Origin of the sequence: Streptomyces sp. enrichment culture, from assembly GCF_964272895.1 — a bacterium.
Classification (GTDB): Bacteria; Actinomycetota; Actinomycetes; order Streptomycetales; family Streptomycetaceae; genus Streptomyces.
Map to the genome: position 1 here is coordinate 1,537,534 of NZ_OZ186832.1, position 14,679 is coordinate 1,552,212.

The window sequence follows — 14,679 nt, forward strand, 5'->3', positions numbered from 1 at the left end:
AAAACTGCTGGTCACAGCTTTGTGCAGTTCACGGGGACGCCAGGGGCGCCACCTGGACCGGCACTCCGTTGAGGACCGCGTTGCCCGACAGCGGGTCGAGCAGGCTGCCGTCGAGGAGCTGGTTGACGTTGACGCCGGGGTCCTTGGCGGCGTGGCCGAGCCGGGTGCCGGGGCGGTCGTGGCCCCAGCCGTGCGGCAGGCTGACCACGCCTCGGCGCACGGCGTCGGTGACCTCCACGGGGACCGTCACCTCTCCCCCGGCGCCCTTGACGCGTACGGCCGCCCCGTCCCGGACGCCGAGCCGTTCGGCGTCCTGCGGGTGGAGGTGGAGGGTGCAGCGGTTGGAGCCGCCGGTGAGCGCGGGGATGTTGTGCATCCAGCTGTTGTTGGAGCGCAGATGGCGGCGGCCGACCAGCAGCAGTCCGTCGGGGCGTTCGGCCATGGCCCGCTTCAGACGGGGCAGGTCGGCGGCGATCGGTTCCGGCAGCAGTTCGATCCGGCCGCTGACCGTCTTCAGCGGCTGCGGGAGCCGGGGCCGCAGGGGGCCGAGGTCGATGCCGTGCGGGTGGGCGAGCAGCTTCTCCAGCGTCAGTCCGTCCGGTCGTACGCCGAACCCGTCGCCGTAGGGGCCGAGGCGCAGCATCATGTCGAGCCGGCGCTCGGGGCCGGTGTCGCCGGTGAGTTCCGCGGCGAGCTCCTTCGGGTCGCGGCCGTGCACGGGCGAGTGGGGTTCGCGGACCGCCTTGCCGAGGGTCTGGTCGATGACCATCGCGTCCACGGCCGAGGGGTCGGCGCCGTGCATGCCGGTCGCGGCGAGGGTCAGCCGGGCGAGGATCTCGGTCTCCGCCATGCGGCCGTCCTCCAGGGGCACGGCGGGGCGGGTGTAGCGGACCTGGTTGCGCACGGCGAGGGTGTTGAAGGCGAAGTCGTGGTGCGGGCTCTGGGAGGGCGGGGGCGGGGGCAGGACGACGTGGGCGTGGCGGGAGGTCTCGTTGAGGTAGGGGTCGACGCTGACCATGAAGTCCAGGGAGTCCAGGGCCTTGTCGAGGCGGTCGCCGTCGGGTGCGGAGAGCACCGGGTTCGCGCCGACCACGATCAGCGCGCGGACCGGCTCACCGTCCTCGGTGGCGGTGTCGATCTCCTCGGCGAGTGCGGAGAGCGGCAACTCGCCCTTGGCCTCGGGGTGTTTGCTCACCCGTGAGTGCCAGCGGCCGAGCGTGAAGCCGCGGCCGGGTCCGGCGGGTCGGGGTGTCCTGTCGGTGGCGGCCTGCGGGAACAGGGCGCCGCCGGGGCGGTCGAGGTTGCCGGTGAGGATGTTGAGGACGTCCACGAGCCAGCTGGCCAGGGTGCCGTGGGCGACCGTGCAGCTGCCGATGCGGGCGTAGACGGCGGCGGTGGGGGCGGCGGCGAGCTCGCGGGCCAGGGTGCGGATCGTCCCGGCGTCCACGTCGCAGGCCCCGGCGACGGCCTCGGGGGTGAAGTCCTCCAGCGCCGCGCGGAGTTCGTCGATCCCCTGGGCGTGGGGCGTCGGGTCCGTGAGGTCTTCTTCGAACAGCACCTGCGCCATGGCCGCGAGCAGCAGGGCGTCCGTGCCGGGCCGCACGGCGATGTGCCGGTCGGCGAGGCGGGCGGTGCGGGTGCGGCGGGGGTCGACGACGGTGAGGGTGCCGCCGCGGGCCTTGAGCGCCTTGAGCTTGCCGGGGAAGTCGGGGGCGGTGCACAGACTGCCGTTGGACTCCAGCGGGTTGGCGCCGATGAGCAGCAGGTGGTCGGTGTGGTCCAGGTCGGGTACGGGGATGGCGTTGGCGTCGCCGTAGAGGAGGCCGCTGGAGACGTGCTTGGGCATCTGGTCGACCGTGGAGGCGGTGAACAGGCTGCGGGTGCCGAGCGCGGCGAGCAGGACGGGCGGGTAGAGGGCGCCGGCCATGGTGTGCACATTGGGGTTGCCGAGCACGACACCGACGCAGTGCGGTCCGTGCCGCTCCACGACCGGGCGCAGTCCGGCGGCGACCGCGTCGAACGCCTCCTCCCAGGTGGCCTCGACGAGTTCGCCGTCCCGGCGCACCAGCGGGCTGCGCAGCCGGTCGGGGTCGCCGTCGACGGCGCCGAAGGAGGCGCCCTTGGGGCAGATGAAGCCACGGCTGAAGACGTCCTCGCGGTCGCCGCGGGCCCCGGTGACCCGGGTGCCGTCGATCGTGAGGGTCAGCCCGCAGGTGGCCTCGCACAGGGGGCAGATTCGCAGGGCGGTGCGGGACACGGGTCCTCCCGGAGGGTCGCGGCGGCGGTGACGCACGGGCTCGCCCGAGCATACCGACCGGTAGGCATGGAGGGGAGGGGTTGCCTGTCGCCTCGATGAGGCTCCGGCCGGCCTCCGATCAGTCGAGCACGCGCCCGAGGTACAGATGCAGCAGCTCCCGCATCTCCCCGAGGATCCGCCGGTCCCCCTCCGGGTCCACCCGGAACGCCAGATGCACCAGCGTGTCCGCGGTCTCGACGGCGATCAGGAAGCTGCGCCGCATGTCCTCGTCCGGCCGGCGGGCGAGATACGCGGCGAGCAGTTCGGTGAGGCGCTCGGCGACCCGGTGGTTGGGTTCGGCGTCGCGGGAGCCGACCGGGATCTGGTTGCCGAAGTCGACGAGCGAGAAGCCGGGTGCGGTGCGCTTCATGGCGAGGTACTCGTCGAGTACGACGTCCATGGCCGCGCGCCAGTCCCCGCCGCCCGCGCTGTCCTTCAGGCGCTCGCGGACCCGCTCGGTGTAGCGCTCCAGGTTGCGCTGGGCGAGGGCGTCGGCCATCGCCCGTTTGTTGCCGAAGAAGCGGTAGACCGAGCCGATGGGCACACCGGCGCGCAGCGCCACCGCGCGGGTGCTCAGGGCGTCGTAGCCGACCTCGTCGAGGAGGTCGGCGCAGGCGTCCAGGATCCTGGTCAGGCGTTCGGCGCTGCGCCGCTGCACGGGGGCGCGGCGGAGCGAGGTCGCGTGGGGCACGGGCTTCATGATGCCCTTCCGCCGGGGTCGGGTGAACCACGCCCCTGGGTACGGACGGAACCGGGGTCACGGCTCACGCCGGACCCGGTGGCCCGCCGCTCCGCCGCCTCCTCCCCCGACGCCGTGATGTCCGCCGTGCGCTCCACCGGCTCGCCGTCCACCGCCCACACCGTGCCGTCGTCGGCGTAGAGCCGGGCGGTGACCTGGTGGGTGCCGCGCGTCATCAGGCCGGCGGCGAGGCGGTGGGCCGGATCGCGCAGCTCGGCGACGGGCCTGCCGTCCAGATAGAGGCGCGCGAAGCCGCGTCCGGGGGCCGCCCGCTCCGGCGTACCGGGCGGTGAGAAGCGGAAGTTGCGCAGCGCCAGGCGTACGTCCCAGCCCGCCCCTTCGGCGTCCGGCTGCACCTCGATGCGGACCTCGGGGGCGTTCTCCTCGTCCACCTCGCGATAGGGCTGCCCCTGATCGTCCCGGTCCTCCAGGACCTGCCCCACCGGCGACGGCGAGTCGCCGTTCTTGTCCTCACCTGCCCCACTGCTCCCGCAGCCCGCGGATCCGGTCAGCAGCAGGACACAGACCGCGAGCGCGGCGAGGGATCTCCGCGTCCACGACATGGTCGCGAGCCTAGAACACGGGTCCGACACCTCGAATCCCCCTGGAGTCTGGTTCCGGTCATCCCCACAGAGGACGACGGGCCGCCCGAGGACACCCGTGGGAGGACGCCGACGAGATCGCGCTCCCCTCTTGCGCCGACCCTCTCCCAATCCTACGGTGAAGCATAGGAATCAGTGGCACCCCCACTTCACGCACCCCACTTCATCAGTCGCACCCCCACTTCATCAGTCGCACCCCACTTCAGACGGCAGGGAGCAGTAGGCATGAGCGCGGACGCGCGGAAGACCGCCGAAGGGCTGACGTACCTCTCCGGTTTCGGCAACGAGCACAGCTCGCAGGCCGTGCCGGGCGCCCTGCCCGAGGGCCGCAACTCGCCGCAGCGAGCCCCCCTCGGCCTGTACGCCGAGCAGCTCAGCGGCACGGCGTTCACCGAGCCCAGGGCGCACAACCGCCGCTCGTGGCTGTACCGCATCCGCCCCTCGGCCGCGCACCCGGCGTTCACCCGCACCGGCAACGGCACCCTGCGCACCGGCCCGTTCACCCAGACCGTCCCGGACCCCAACCGGCTGCGCTGGGACCCGCTCCCGGAGCCCCCCGAGGGCACCGACTTCCTGGCGGGCCTGTGGACCCTGGGCGGCAACGGCGACGCGACCCAGCGCGCCGGCATGGCCGTGCACCTCTACCACGCCAACGCCTCCATGGACCGCGTCTTCAGCGACGCCGACGGCGAGCTGCTGATCGTGCCCGAGCGCGGCGGGCTGCTGCTGCGCACGGAGTTCGGCCTGCTGCACGCCGAGCCCGGCCATGTCGCCCTGATCCCGCGCGGGGTCCGCTTCCGCGTGGAGCTGCTGGACGAGTCCGCGCGCGGGTACGTCTGCGAGAACTACGGCGCCGCCTTCCGCCTGCCCGACCTCGGTCCGATCGGCGCCAACGGCCTCGCCAATCCGCGGGACTTCAAGGCGCCCGTCGCCGCCTACGAGGACGTCGAGGGGCCGGTGGAGGTGGTGAACAAGTTCTGCGGCAACCTCTGGAGGGCGACGTACGAGCACTCACCGCTGGACGTCGTCGCCTGGCACGGCAACTACGTCCCGTACGTGTACGACCTGCGCCGCTTCAATGTGCTCGGCACGATCTCCTACGACCACCCGGACCCGTCGATCTTCACGGTGCTGACCTCGCCGTCGGACACGCCGGGCCTCGCGGGCGTGGACTTCGTGGTCTTCGCGCCGCGCTGGCTGGTGGGCGAGGACACCTTCCGGCCGCCGTACTTCCACCGCAATGTGATGAGCGAGTACATGGGCCTGATCGAGGGCGCCTACGACGCCAAGGCCGGCGGGTTCGTGCCGGGCGGCGGCTCGCTGCACAACATGATGTCGGCGCACGGCCCGGACCGGGAGACGTTCGACAAGGCGAGCGCGGCCGAGCTGAAGCCGCACAAGGTGGACGACGGTCTGGCGTTCATGTTCGAGACCCGCTGGCCGGTGACGCTCACCCCGCACGCGGCCCGCGCCGAGCACCTCCAGGAGCGCTACGACGACGTCTGGCAGGGCCTGGAGCGGCACTTCCGCCCGATGTGACGGCCGGACAGGTTGCACTGAAGATTCCCGAAAGGGTACGGATGGCCCCGTGACCTCCTTCGCCCCGGACTCGATCGTCCTCAACCGCAAGCTGCCGCTCTGGTACCAGGTGTCACAGTCGCTGCGTGCGTCCATACTCGGCCGGTCGCCGCAGGACCCGCTGCGGCTGCCCACCGAGGAGCAGCTGGCCGGGCACTACGGCGTGAGCGTGCTGACCATGCGGCAGGCGCTGAAGGAGCTGGAGGACGAGGGGCTGATCAGCCGGCACCGGCGGCGGGGCACGTTCATCGAGCCGGACGTCAGGCGGGGCGCTCCGGTACGGCTGCTGGGCTCGGTCGACGCGATCGTGGCCCAGCAGTCCGGCATGGCCACCGAGCTGCTCGACCAGGGCCGGGCCGCCCCGCCCGCCGAACTCGCCGAGCACTTCCCGGACCTCGCCGAGGTGGCGACGTACCACCGTCTGCGCAGCGACGAGAAGACCGGCGAGCCGACCAACCACGCCCGCAACTGGGTACGCCCCGAACTCGCCGACCGCATCGACCCCGCCGACCTGGTGCGCTGGCCGATGACCAAGGTGCTGCGGGACGTCGTCAAGGCGGACATCAGCCGCATCACGGACACCGTGGAGGCCCGTCTGGCCGACCCGGAGACGGCCCGCCTGCTCGACGTCCCCCTGCTGAGCCCGATCCTGCACTACACGGGCGTCACCTACGACCAGCAGGGCCGCGTCCTGGACGTGGCCGTCATCCACTACCGGGGCGACCGCTTCTCGTTCACGGTCACGCTTGAGGCCCACTGAGCCGTCGTACGATGCCGGGCGTGACGTACGACGACGCTCCGCTGCTCGCGGACCTCATGCCGTGGTCCGTCGCACCGCCCCGACTGGGCCGTGCCTGGCCCGTGGCGCCCGATCCCGCCTCACTGAAGGCCCGCTGGGCGGCGCTGGTGAAGGCGGAGGGCGCGGACCGCGAGGCGCTGTTCGGCCCCACCCGTTCCCGCACCCTGCACACGCCCGTCGGGCAACTGCCCGGACAGCGCGGCGGCACGGAGAAGCTGGTGCGCGCCTCGGGCCCCTGCCCGGAGCCGGTACGGGTCCTGTGCGCCCCCTTCGACGAGCAGTGGCTGATCCCCGACCACCGCCTCATCGACGCGGCCCGCCCCGAGCTGTGGCGGGTGGCGGACGGGCACCAGGTGTTCCTGGTCGAGACGCCGGACTCCCCCTTCCTGCCGGCCACCTCCCTGTTCCCGCTGGTCCGCACCGGCCGCGTCCGCCCGCTGTACCGCCGCCCGGGCGCCACGGAACCCAACCTGGCCCCCGGCCTCCTGGCCGCCCTCGGACATACCTCCGACCCACTGGACTTCCTGGCCTGGACCCTCGCCGCGGCCCGCCCCGACCTCACCGTCCCCCTCACCCGGGACCCCGAACTGTGGTCCCGCGGTGTCCGGCTGGGCCACCGCATCCTCTGGCTCCTGCGCCGCGACGGCGACCGCCCCAGACTCCCCGGCGGCCGCCGCCCCTACGTCCGCGCCCCGCTCCCCGCCCGCCCCGCCGCCCTCCGCTACGACCCCGAGGAGGAGACCCTCCACCTCGGCGAGGGCCGTATCTCCCCCGTCCCGGCCGGGGCATGGGACTTCGAGGTGCAGGGGGTCCGGGTCCTGGAGCAGTGGTTCACCACGAGGACGGCCGGCCCGGAGCCCGGCACGCTGGAGGCGATCCGTCCGACGACGTGGCCCCAGACGTGGACCTCCGAACTCCTGGAGCTGATCACGGTGTTGGCCCTGCTGGCGGAACTGCGCCCGCAGCGGGAGGAGTTGAAGGTGACGGACCGGATCACGACGGCAGAGCTCCGAGCGGCCGGCATCCTCCCCGCGCCCCCGGCGGCCCGCAGGCCCGCCTCGGTCCTGGACCATCAGGAGGAGGGTCCGGAGGGCCAGTTCACGCTCCTGTGACCCCCGAAGGGGTTCCGCGCGCCCGGCCGCGCACGGCCCGCGCCCGGCGGACGGCCCCTCACTCCCGCGGCGCGAACGCGTCCAGCACCCGGTGGAGCGCCACCTCGAACACGGCCTCAAGATCGATCGGCCCCGGATCCTCCGCGAACGCCGCCGCCATCCGCGGATACGCCCCACTCGCCAGCCGCCCCGCGAGATAGGCCATCCGCACCGCGTTCTCCTCGTCCTCCGACCAGGGCAGGGACCGCGACCGCTCGCCCGTGGCCAGCTCATTGGCGACATACGTCGTCACCGTCCCGGTGAGCATGCCGACGAGCTGCATCTTCATGCCGTAGGTCATCTCCAGCGGATCCAGGCAGGCCAGGCAGTGCTCCAGATACCGCAGCGCGTGGGGGCTGAACCCGTACACGGGTGACATCAGCCGCGGCAGCCAGGGATGCCGCCGCATCAGCTCGCGCGTCTGACGGCCCACCCGCAGCATGTCCGCGCGCCAGTCCCCGCTCGGCTCCCACAGCTCGTGCTCACCGCTGACCGCGTCGACCATCAGCTCGTACAGGTCCTCCTTGCGGGGGACGTAGTTATACAGCGACATCGTGCCGCAGCCCAGCTCGGCGGCGACCCGCCGCATGGACACCGCGTCCAGCCCCTCCGCGTCGGCGATCCGCACGGCCGCCGCCGCGATGTCGGCGCGGGTATGGGCCGGCTTCGGCCCCCGGCCGGTCCGCTCGGGACGGGCCCAGATCACTTCGGGTACGGCCGCTCGGCCCGCCATCGATCATCACCTCGCCCACCATCGTAGTTACGTACACCGTACGTAGTGCGCTATGGTCGGCGCATGACTACTACGTACGCTGTACTTAGTGAGGGTCTGGAGAAGCGGTTCGGCGAGGTGCGCGCCCTGCGCGGCCTCGATCTCGCCGTCCCCGCGGGCACGGTCTGCGGTGTGCTCGGCCCGAACGGGGCGGGCAAGACGACGGCCGTGCGGGTGCTGACGACACTGCTGCGGCCGGACGCCGGGTCGGCCCGGATCGCGGGGCACGACCTCGTCCGGGAGGCGGCGGCCGTACGCCGGGCCATCGGTGTCACCGGGCAGTACGCGACCGTCGACGGCGATCTGACCGGCCGGCAGAATTTGCGGCTGTTCGCCCGGCTGCACCGGGTGCGGAACCCGGCCGGGCGCGCCGCCGAACTGCTCGACCGCTTCGGCCTGGCCGAGGCCGCCGACCGCCCCGCCGCCACCTGGTCGGGCGGTATGCGCCGCCGCCTCGACCTCGCGGCGAGCCTGATCCGCCGCCCGCAGGTCCTCTTTCTCGACGAGCCGACGACCGGCCTGGACCCGGCCGGCCGGGGCGAGATCTGGAACGCCGTCCGCGAGCTGAGCGAAGAGGGCACGACGATCCTGCTGACCACCCAGTACCTGGAGGAGGCCGACCGACTCGCCGACGACATCGCCCTGGTGGACCGCGGCCGGGTCGCGCACACGGGTTCGCCCCGCCACCTCAAGGCGCTGATCGGCTCCTACGCGCAGGCGGTCGTCGCCGACCCCGGCGCCCTGGCCGAGGCCGCGGGTGTCCTGGACCGGCTGACCGGCGGCGAACCGACGCTCGACCCCGCCCACGGCACCGTCGGCGCGGTCAGCCGCGACAGCACGCTCACCCTCCCCCGCCTGGTCCGCGAACTCGACGCGGCGGGCGTGCCGTTGCTCGACGCGAGCCTGAGACCGCCCACGCTCGACGAGGTGTTCCTGCGCCTGACCGGGGACAGCCTCGCCGGGGACGGCCTCACCGGGGACAGCCTCACCGGGGACAGTCCCGCCGGGGGCAGTCTCGCCGGGGACGACAAGGAGATCGCGGCATGAGCGCCCTCGCGTACGACGGCACGGCCATGCTGAGCCGGCAGCTGATGCGGATCCGGAACAACCCGGCGCTGGTGGTCCTCACCCAGACCATGCCGATCACGATGCTGCTCTTCTTCGGCTACGTCTTCGGCAGCGCGCTGGCGATGCCCGGCGCCGAGTACCGCTCCTTCCTGGTGCCCGGCCTGCTGGTGGCGACCGCCGCCAACGGGATCATGACCGGCATGTTCCAGGCCGCCCAGGACGTCCACCGGGGCGTGACCGACCGGCTGCGCACCCTGCCGGTGAGCCGGGCCGCGGTGCCGCTCGGGCAGGCGGTGGCCGACCTCTTGGTCACGGCGGCGGGGACCGTGCCGTTCCTGCTGGTGGGGCTCGCGGTGGGCTGGCGAGTGGAGGGCTCGGCGGGCGCGGCGGCCGGCGCGGTGGCGCTCCTGCTGCTGTTCCGGTTCGCCTGCACCTGGGTCGGCATCCATCTGGGGCTGCTGTCCCGGAGCGAGGAGGCGGCCGGCCAGCTCGGCAGCGCGACCTTCATGCTGCCGCTGCTGTCCAACGCGTACATCCCCACGGACGGCCTGCCGGGCTGGCTGCGCACGCTCGCCGAGTGGAACCCGATCAGCGCGGTCACCACGGCCCTGCGGGACCTGTTCGGCAACGCGCCCGTCCCGGAGGGGGCCGCCTGGCCCGTGGCGCATCCGGTGGCCGGTTCACTGGCCTGGTGCGCGGTGCTGATCGGGGTGTTCGCGCCACTGGCGGTACGCCGGTACGCGCACCCCCGTGCATGACAAACCGGTGGGCCGGAGGTGATGATCCACCCCATGGACCCCGTGGATCCCAAGGACCAGCAGCCCCTGCCCCTGGAGGGCATCACCGTCGTCGCCGTCGAACAGGCCGTCGCGGCCCCGTTCGCCACCCGTCAGCTCGCCGACCTCGGCGCGCGGGTGATCAAGGTGGAGCGGGTCGACGGCGGTGACTTCGCCCGCGGCTACGACACCGCCGCACGTGGCCTGGCCTCGCACTTCGTGTGGTGCAACCGGGGCAAGGAGTCGGTCGCGCTGGACCTGAAGGACCCGCGGGGCCTGGCCGTCGTACGGCGGCTGATCGCGGACGCGGACGTGTTCGTGCAGAACCTCGCCCAGGGCGCGGCGGCCCGGCTCGGCCTGGACGCGGCCACCCTGTGCGCGGCGCACCCGCGGCTGGTCGCCGTGGACATCTCGGGCTACGGGGCGACGGGGCCGTACGCCGGCAAGCGGGCCTACGACATGCTGGTGCAGTGCGAGGCGGGGCTGGTGTCGGTGACCGGGACGCCGGAGCAGCCGGTGAAGGCGGGCATCCCGGCGGCCGACATCGCGGCGGCGATGTACGCCTTCTCGGGAGTGCTGGCCGCGCTGGTGCGGCGCGGCACGACCGGGCGGGGCGGGCCGGTGGAGGTGTCGATGCTGGACGCGCTCGCGGAGTGGATGGGCCATCCGCTGCACCACGCGATGCACGGCGGCACTCCCCCGGCGCGCACCGGCCTCGGGCACGCCGTCATCGCCCCGTACGACGCCTACGCCACGGCCGACGGCGGGCGGGTGCTGCTGTCGGTGCAGAACGACCGGGAGTGGCGGCGGCTGGCCGAACAGATCATCGGGCGGCCCGAGTTGGGCACGGACCCGGACTTCGCCACCAACGCGGCACGGGTGGTGAACCGGGAGCGCACCGACGCCCATGTGGCGAAGGCGCTGGGGGCGCTGACCGCCGACTCGGCGCTGGAGCGGCTGGAGGCGGCGGGGATCGCCTGCGCACGGCTGAGGGACGTGGCGGAGGTGGCGGAGCATCCGCAGCTGGCGGCGCGGGGGCGGTGGCGTGAGGTGGGTTCGCCGGTGGGCCCGCTGCGGGCGTTGCTGCCGCCGGTCACGCTGCCGGGTGGGGGCGAGGCGCGGATGGGGGACGTGCCCGCGCTCGGGCAGCACACCGGGGCGGTGCTGCGGGCCGTGGGGATGACGGACGAGGAGATCGCAGCGCTGCGCCGGGACGGTGTGGCGGCCTGACCGCGACCCCGGGGAGCGGCCCCGGGGGACGCCGGTGACGGCGGGCGGACCTGGCGGCCCAGGTGCCCGGTGGCCCGAGGCCGTCTAGTGGCCGCCGAACAGCGAGCGGCGCAGGCGGCGCAGCGGTGCGAACAGCGAGACGCGGCGCACGCGCGCACCCCGGCCGCTGTGACGCGCGGTGGTGTCACGCGCGGTCAGCTCACGCATCAGCGAGGTCGCCTCGGCCGTCTTCTGCTGCGGAACGGCGGGACCCGCCAGCACCGCGAGATGGCGGTCGAGCCGCGAGCTGGTCGCGCTGCTCCCGCAGGTGATCGCAGGGACCCTCGCCCTGCGCACAGTTATCTGTTCCATGTCACTCCCCACCCGTACGAGTCCACCCGGCCCACGGGCAGGGTAACCCTATCGCCCCGTCGGGGCACTCGTGTATCACGGTCCCAGGATTCACCTTCCCCGTAAGGGCGTTGACGATGCCTCGGCGGTCACTCTCCGAATCCAACCGATTCCAGGGCGAGTTGGACAACCGGCTGACCAGTAGGCTGTGGTGATCCTCCGTCGGGTTCGACGGTTACAGCGAGTGAGGTCGAGGACCTCTCAAGACCGGTCGCGACCAAGGGCGTGTCGCCCTCGAACAGGCCCAGGGAGCGGGGCCGCGCATCGGGGCGCATGAGCCACAGCTGGTGCACGCGGTCGCCCGGCGGCTCGCCGTACCCGCCGAGCGTCACCACCGCGCGCCCCGCCGATACGGAGGCGATCACTCCGATACTGCGGCCGCCGGCGTCCCGTGCGGTGGCCGTGCGCACGTCGGGCGCGGCGAGAACGTGGGCGATCTCACGTGCCCGGTCGCGCTCCGCGTCGAGCCGGCCCTGGGTGCGGTCGGCCTGGACGGCGAACAGCGCGGCGACGACGAGCGCCGCGGCCGCCGTGACGGTGGCGAACGGCACCAGCAGGGGGCGCGGCCGGGGCGCACGGGTGCGCGTCGGCGGCGGCTGGGTCCCCCACACGTGAGCGGGCAGCCGCCGGGTCCGCTCCTGAAGGGCTCGTGCGCCGGCTTCCTGCGGTGTGGTCCGTACGGCGGCCAGGACCCGGTCGCGCAGGGCCGCGGGCGGCGGCACGGCGGCCGACCAGGCGAGCCGCACGGCGTCCTCGGTCAGGGCCCGCACCTCGGCCGGGCAGCGGCCGCAGCGCGCCAGATGCCTCTCGAACCGGCGGCGCTCGTCCGCGTCGAGGGCGTCCAGGGCGTAGGGAGCGGCCAGGGAGTGCGGGTCCCCGCGGCGCGACAGACGGCCGAACAGGCTCATGCCGCACCTCCCAGGCAGTCCCGCAGCCGGGTCAGACCGTCACGCATCCGGGTCTTGACCGTGCCCAGCGGCAGCTTCAGCCGCTCGGCCACCTCGCGGTAGGTGTAGCCGTCGTAGTAGGCGAGGGTGACGGACTGGCGCTGCAGTGCCGTCAGCCGGTCCAGACAGCGGCGCACCCACTCGCGCTCCAGACCGGCCTCCACCTCCTCGGCGACCTGGTCGAAGGCGGGCCCGCCCGACCGCAGGGCCTCGCGCTGCTCGCGTTCACCGGCCGCGCGGGCGCTGCGCACCCGGTCGACGGCACGGCGGTGGGCGAGGGTGAGCACCCAGGCGAGGGCGCTGCCGCGGCCGGGGTCGAACCGGGCGGCCGAGCGCCACAGTTCCAGCAGCACCTCCTGGGCCACCTCCTCGGACTGGGCGGGATCCCGCACCACCCGCCGCACCAGCCCGAACACCGGCCCGGCGACCAGCCCGTACAGCTCCTCGAACGCCCGCTGGTCGCCTCTCGCGACGCGCAGCAGCAGTTCGTCCGCCGCCATCCCCCGCACCCCCTCCCGCCGGCCGCACCGGCCCCGTCCCGTCACACCAGGCATCCCCACGCGCGCACCTCCGCAGGGAGTTACGGATCGGGACGCCGAAAACGCGGGTCGGGGAGGGAGAAGACGGCTGCCGAAGATTTTTTCCGCTCCGGCCAATCCGGTCCGCCCCACGCTCCGAATCCCCGGACATCAGCCCAGTCGGCACGGAGGACGGACGGCATGACATCACTCTCCAGCAGCGGGTCGCGGCGCAGGTCGGTCGCGGCCCTCATCAGTGGGGCGCTGGCCGCCGGGGGGCTCGCAGCCGCCGGCGCGACCGCGCTGGAGCCGGGGGCGGCGGCCGCCTCCAGCCACCGGGAGGCCCCGCTGATCTCGGGACAGCCGCAGTACGACAACACGGACGTGTACGCGTTCGTCAGCCCGGACAGGCCGGACACGACGACCATCATCGCCAACTGGGTGCCGTTCGAGGAACCCGCCGGTGGCCCCCACTTCTTCCCGTTCGCCGAGGACGCCCAGTACGACCTCCACATCGACAACGACGGCGACGCGCAGGGCGATCTGCTCTACCGCTTCACCTTCGCCACCCACGTCAAGAACAAGCGCACCTTCCTCTACAACACCGGCCCGGTCGACAGCCTCAAGGACCCGGACCTCAACATCACCCAGACCTACGACCTGGAGCTGCTGCGCCTGAAGAAGCAGCACCTGGTGTCCCGTACGAAGATCGCCGACGATGTGCCGGTCGCCCCGTCCAACGTCGGCAAGGCGTCCATGCCGGACTACGCCGGGCTGCGCGCGCAGGCCGTGCACAAGCTGGCGGGCGGTTCCACGGTGTTCGCGGGCCAGGCGGACGACCCCTTCTTCCTGGACCTGCGGGTCTTCGACCTGCTGTACGGAGGGAACCTCTCCGAGGTCGGCAACGACACGCTCAAGGGCTACAACGTCAACTCCGTCGCCCTCCAGGTGCCGCACCACATGATCCGGCAGTCCGCGCACCAGCCGGTCGTGGGCATCTGGTCGACGACCCAGCGCAAGAACGCGCAAGGGCACTTCGTCCAGGTCTCGCGGCTCGGCAGCCCGCTCGTCAACGAGGTCGTCAACCCGGTCGGCGACAAGGACACGTTCAACGCGAGCGCGCCCTGGAACGACGGGCAGTTCCTGAAGAACGTCACCCACCCCGAGCTGCCGAAGCTCATCGAGGCGATCTACAGGATCAAGGCGCCAGCCGAGCCGCGGGCCGACCTCGTCGACGTCTTCCTCAAGGGCGTCAAGGACCTCAACCAGCCGCCGCACGTGCGTCCCGCGGAGATGCTGCGCCTCAACACGTCGGTTCCGCCGACGCCCCGCCCCAAGCGGCTCGGGGTGCTCGACGGCGACAAGGCCGGCTTCCCCAACGGGCGGCGGCTGACCGATGACGTGATCGACGCGTCGCTCCAGGTCGTGGAGGGCGAACTGCTGGGCGCCAAGAGCGACTTGGGGGACGCGGTCGACAAGAACGACAAGGCGTTCGAGAAGGCGTTCCCGTATGTGGCGCTGCCCACGGAGGGTTCGCGCGGGCCGCTGGCCAAGGGAGTCGCGGGCGGGGCGGATGTGCGCAGTCAGCTCGGGGACGCGCTCCGGCCCGCGGGAGTGGACGCGGCGGACGACAGGACGCTGATCGCCGCGTCCGCCGGTGCCGGGGCGGTCGGAGTGCTGCTGGTCGGTGGCGGGTTGCTGTGGTGGCGGCGGATGCGGGGGCGGGCGTACTGAGCGCCGTTTCGCATGGGGTCGTGGGCCGGCTGCGGCTGGTCGCGCCCGCGCGACGGAGCCGCCTCTCGGTACGGCCCCG

At 73.2% G+C, this 14,679-nt stretch carries 14 protein-coding genes; 7 read left to right on the top strand and 7 right to left on the bottom strand.

Annotation, left to right across the window (positions count from 1 at the left end; genetic code table 11):
* Positions 1-28: 28 nt before the first annotated feature.
* The 3 genes from ACSU6M_RS06980 to ACSU6M_RS06990 form a co-directional block, all read right to left on the bottom strand.
* Positions 29-2,257, bottom strand: coding sequence for a molybdopterin oxidoreductase family protein (locus ACSU6M_RS06980; RefSeq protein WP_437067942.1), 2,229 nt, complete (start codon positions 2,255-2,257; stop codon positions 29-31).
* A gap of 118 nt (positions 2,258-2,375) precedes the next feature.
* The gene (locus tag ACSU6M_RS06985) at positions 2,376-2,996 is read right to left on the bottom strand and encodes a TetR family transcriptional regulator (protein WP_437067944.1); all 621 of its coding nucleotides are present in this window, start codon (positions 2,994-2,996) and stop codon (positions 2,376-2,378) included.
* The gene (locus ACSU6M_RS06990) at positions 2,993-3,598 is read right to left on the bottom strand and encodes a hypothetical protein (protein ID WP_437067946.1); all 606 of its coding nucleotides are present in this window, start codon (positions 3,596-3,598) and stop codon (positions 2,993-2,995) included. The genes ACSU6M_RS06985 and ACSU6M_RS06990 overlap by 4 nt, the downstream gene beginning before the upstream one ends.
* A 264-nt stretch (positions 3,599-3,862) precedes the next feature.
* Here ACSU6M_RS06990 and hmgA point away from each other — a divergent pair, with 264 nt between their 5' ends.
* From hmgA to ACSU6M_RS07005, 3 genes are read left to right on the top strand one after another with little or no spacing between them, the layout of a single operon-like run.
* Complete coding sequence (gene hmgA, locus ACSU6M_RS06995) at positions 3,863-5,176, top strand: homogentisate 1,2-dioxygenase (protein WP_437067947.1); 1,314 nt, start codon at positions 3,863-3,865, stop codon at positions 5,174-5,176.
* A gap of 49 nt (positions 5,177-5,225) precedes the next feature.
* Positions 5,226-5,975 carry a GntR family transcriptional regulator gene (locus tag ACSU6M_RS07000; protein WP_437067948.1) on the top strand — a complete coding sequence of 250 codons (750 nt, stop codon included), beginning with the start codon at positions 5,226-5,228 and terminating at the stop codon, positions 5,973-5,975.
* A gap of 11 nt (positions 5,976-5,986) precedes the next feature.
* Positions 5,987-7,126, top strand: a complete 1,140-nt coding sequence (locus ACSU6M_RS07005; RefSeq protein ID WP_437067950.1) for a type ISP restriction/modification enzyme — start codon at positions 5,987-5,989, stop codon at positions 7,124-7,126.
* 58 nt (positions 7,127-7,184) lie between these two features.
* Here ACSU6M_RS07005 and ACSU6M_RS07010 read toward each other — a convergent pair whose 3' ends face one another.
* Positions 7,185-7,898 carry a TetR/AcrR family transcriptional regulator gene (locus ACSU6M_RS07010; RefSeq protein ID WP_437067951.1) on the bottom strand — a complete coding sequence of 238 codons (714 nt, stop codon included), beginning with the start codon at positions 7,896-7,898 and terminating at the stop codon, positions 7,185-7,187.
* Positions 7,899-7,961: 63 nt separating this feature from the next.
* Between ACSU6M_RS07010 and ACSU6M_RS07015 the strand changes: the two genes are divergently transcribed.
* Genes ACSU6M_RS07015 through ACSU6M_RS07025 form a run of 3 tightly spaced genes read left to right on the top strand, consistent with a single transcriptional unit; the run spans position 7,962 to position 11,011 of the window.
* The gene (locus ACSU6M_RS07015; protein WP_437067953.1) at positions 7,962-8,984 is read left to right on the top strand and encodes an ATP-binding cassette domain-containing protein; all 1,023 of its coding nucleotides are present in this window, start codon (positions 7,962-7,964) and stop codon (positions 8,982-8,984) included.
* Entirely contained in the window at positions 8,981-9,763 is a 783-nt protein-coding gene (locus ACSU6M_RS07020; protein WP_437067954.1) for an ABC transporter permease, read from the top strand. Before ACSU6M_RS07015 ends, ACSU6M_RS07020 begins: the two co-directional genes overlap by 4 nt.
* A 21-nt stretch (positions 9,764-9,784) precedes the next feature.
* Entirely contained in the window at positions 9,785-11,011 is a 1,227-nt protein-coding gene (locus tag ACSU6M_RS07025; RefSeq protein WP_437067955.1) for a CaiB/BaiF CoA transferase family protein, read from the top strand.
* 84 nt (positions 11,012-11,095) lie between these two features.
* Here ACSU6M_RS07025 and ACSU6M_RS07030 read toward each other — a convergent pair whose 3' ends face one another.
* The 3 genes from ACSU6M_RS07030 to ACSU6M_RS07040 form a co-directional block, all read right to left on the bottom strand.
* Positions 11,096-11,362: a hypothetical protein gene (locus tag ACSU6M_RS07030; RefSeq protein WP_437067956.1), complete on the bottom strand. Its 267-nt coding sequence runs from the start codon at positions 11,360-11,362 to the stop codon at positions 11,096-11,098.
* 128 nt (positions 11,363-11,490) lie between these two features.
* Positions 11,491-12,309: an anti-sigma factor gene (locus ACSU6M_RS07035; protein WP_437067958.1), complete on the bottom strand. Its 819-nt coding sequence runs from the start codon at positions 12,307-12,309 to the stop codon at positions 11,491-11,493.
* A complete protein-coding gene (locus tag ACSU6M_RS07040; protein WP_437067959.1) occupies positions 12,306-12,848 on the bottom strand; it encodes a sigma-70 family RNA polymerase sigma factor in 543 nt (180 codons plus the stop codon). The genes ACSU6M_RS07035 and ACSU6M_RS07040 overlap by 4 nt, the downstream gene beginning before the upstream one ends.
* A 219-nt stretch (positions 12,849-13,067) precedes the next feature.
* Here ACSU6M_RS07040 and ACSU6M_RS07045 point away from each other — a divergent pair, with 219 nt between their 5' ends.
* Entirely contained in the window at positions 13,068-14,600 is a 1,533-nt protein-coding gene (locus ACSU6M_RS07045; protein ID WP_437067961.1) for a DUF4331 domain-containing protein, read from the top strand.
* The last annotated feature ends 79 nt before the right edge of the window (positions 14,601-14,679 follow it).

Bases quoted from the DNA above. Each gene is read 5' to 3' on its own strand.
- ACSU6M_RS06985 (WP_437067944.1), bottom strand. From the start codon at position 2,996: ATGAAGCCCGTGCCCCACGCGACCTCGCTCCGCCGCGCCCCCGTGCAG.
- ACSU6M_RS06990 (WP_437067946.1), bottom strand. From the start codon at position 3,598: ATGTCGTGGACGCGGAGATCCCTCGCCGCGCTCGCGGTCTGTGTCCTG.
- hmgA (WP_437067947.1), top strand. From the start codon at position 3,863: ATGAGCGCGGACGCGCGGAAGACCGCCGAAGGGCTGACGTACCTCTCC.
- ACSU6M_RS07005 (WP_437067950.1), top strand. From the start codon at position 5,987: ATGCCGGGCGTGACGTACGACGACGCTCCGCTGCTCGCGGACCTCATG.
- ACSU6M_RS07010 (WP_437067951.1), bottom strand. From the start codon at position 7,898: ATGGCGGGCCGAGCGGCCGTACCCGAAGTGATCTGGGCCCGTCCCGAG.
- ACSU6M_RS07015 (WP_437067953.1), top strand. From the start codon at position 7,962: ATGACTACTACGTACGCTGTACTTAGTGAGGGTCTGGAGAAGCGGTTC.
- ACSU6M_RS07020 (WP_437067954.1), top strand. From the start codon at position 8,981: ATGAGCGCCCTCGCGTACGACGGCACGGCCATGCTGAGCCGGCAGCTG.
- ACSU6M_RS07025 (WP_437067955.1), top strand. From the start codon at position 9,785: ATGATCCACCCCATGGACCCCGTGGATCCCAAGGACCAGCAGCCCCTG.
- ACSU6M_RS07030 (WP_437067956.1), bottom strand. From the start codon at position 11,362: ATGGAACAGATAACTGTGCGCAGGGCGAGGGTCCCTGCGATCACCTGC.
- ACSU6M_RS07035 (WP_437067958.1), bottom strand. From the start codon at position 12,309: ATGAGCCTGTTCGGCCGTCTGTCGCGCCGCGGGGACCCGCACTCCCTG.
- ACSU6M_RS07040 (WP_437067959.1), bottom strand. From the start codon at position 12,848: ATGGCGGCGGACGAACTGCTGCTGCGCGTCGCGAGAGGCGACCAGCGG.
- ACSU6M_RS07045 (WP_437067961.1), top strand. From the start codon at position 13,068: ATGACATCACTCTCCAGCAGCGGGTCGCGGCGCAGGTCGGTCGCGGCC.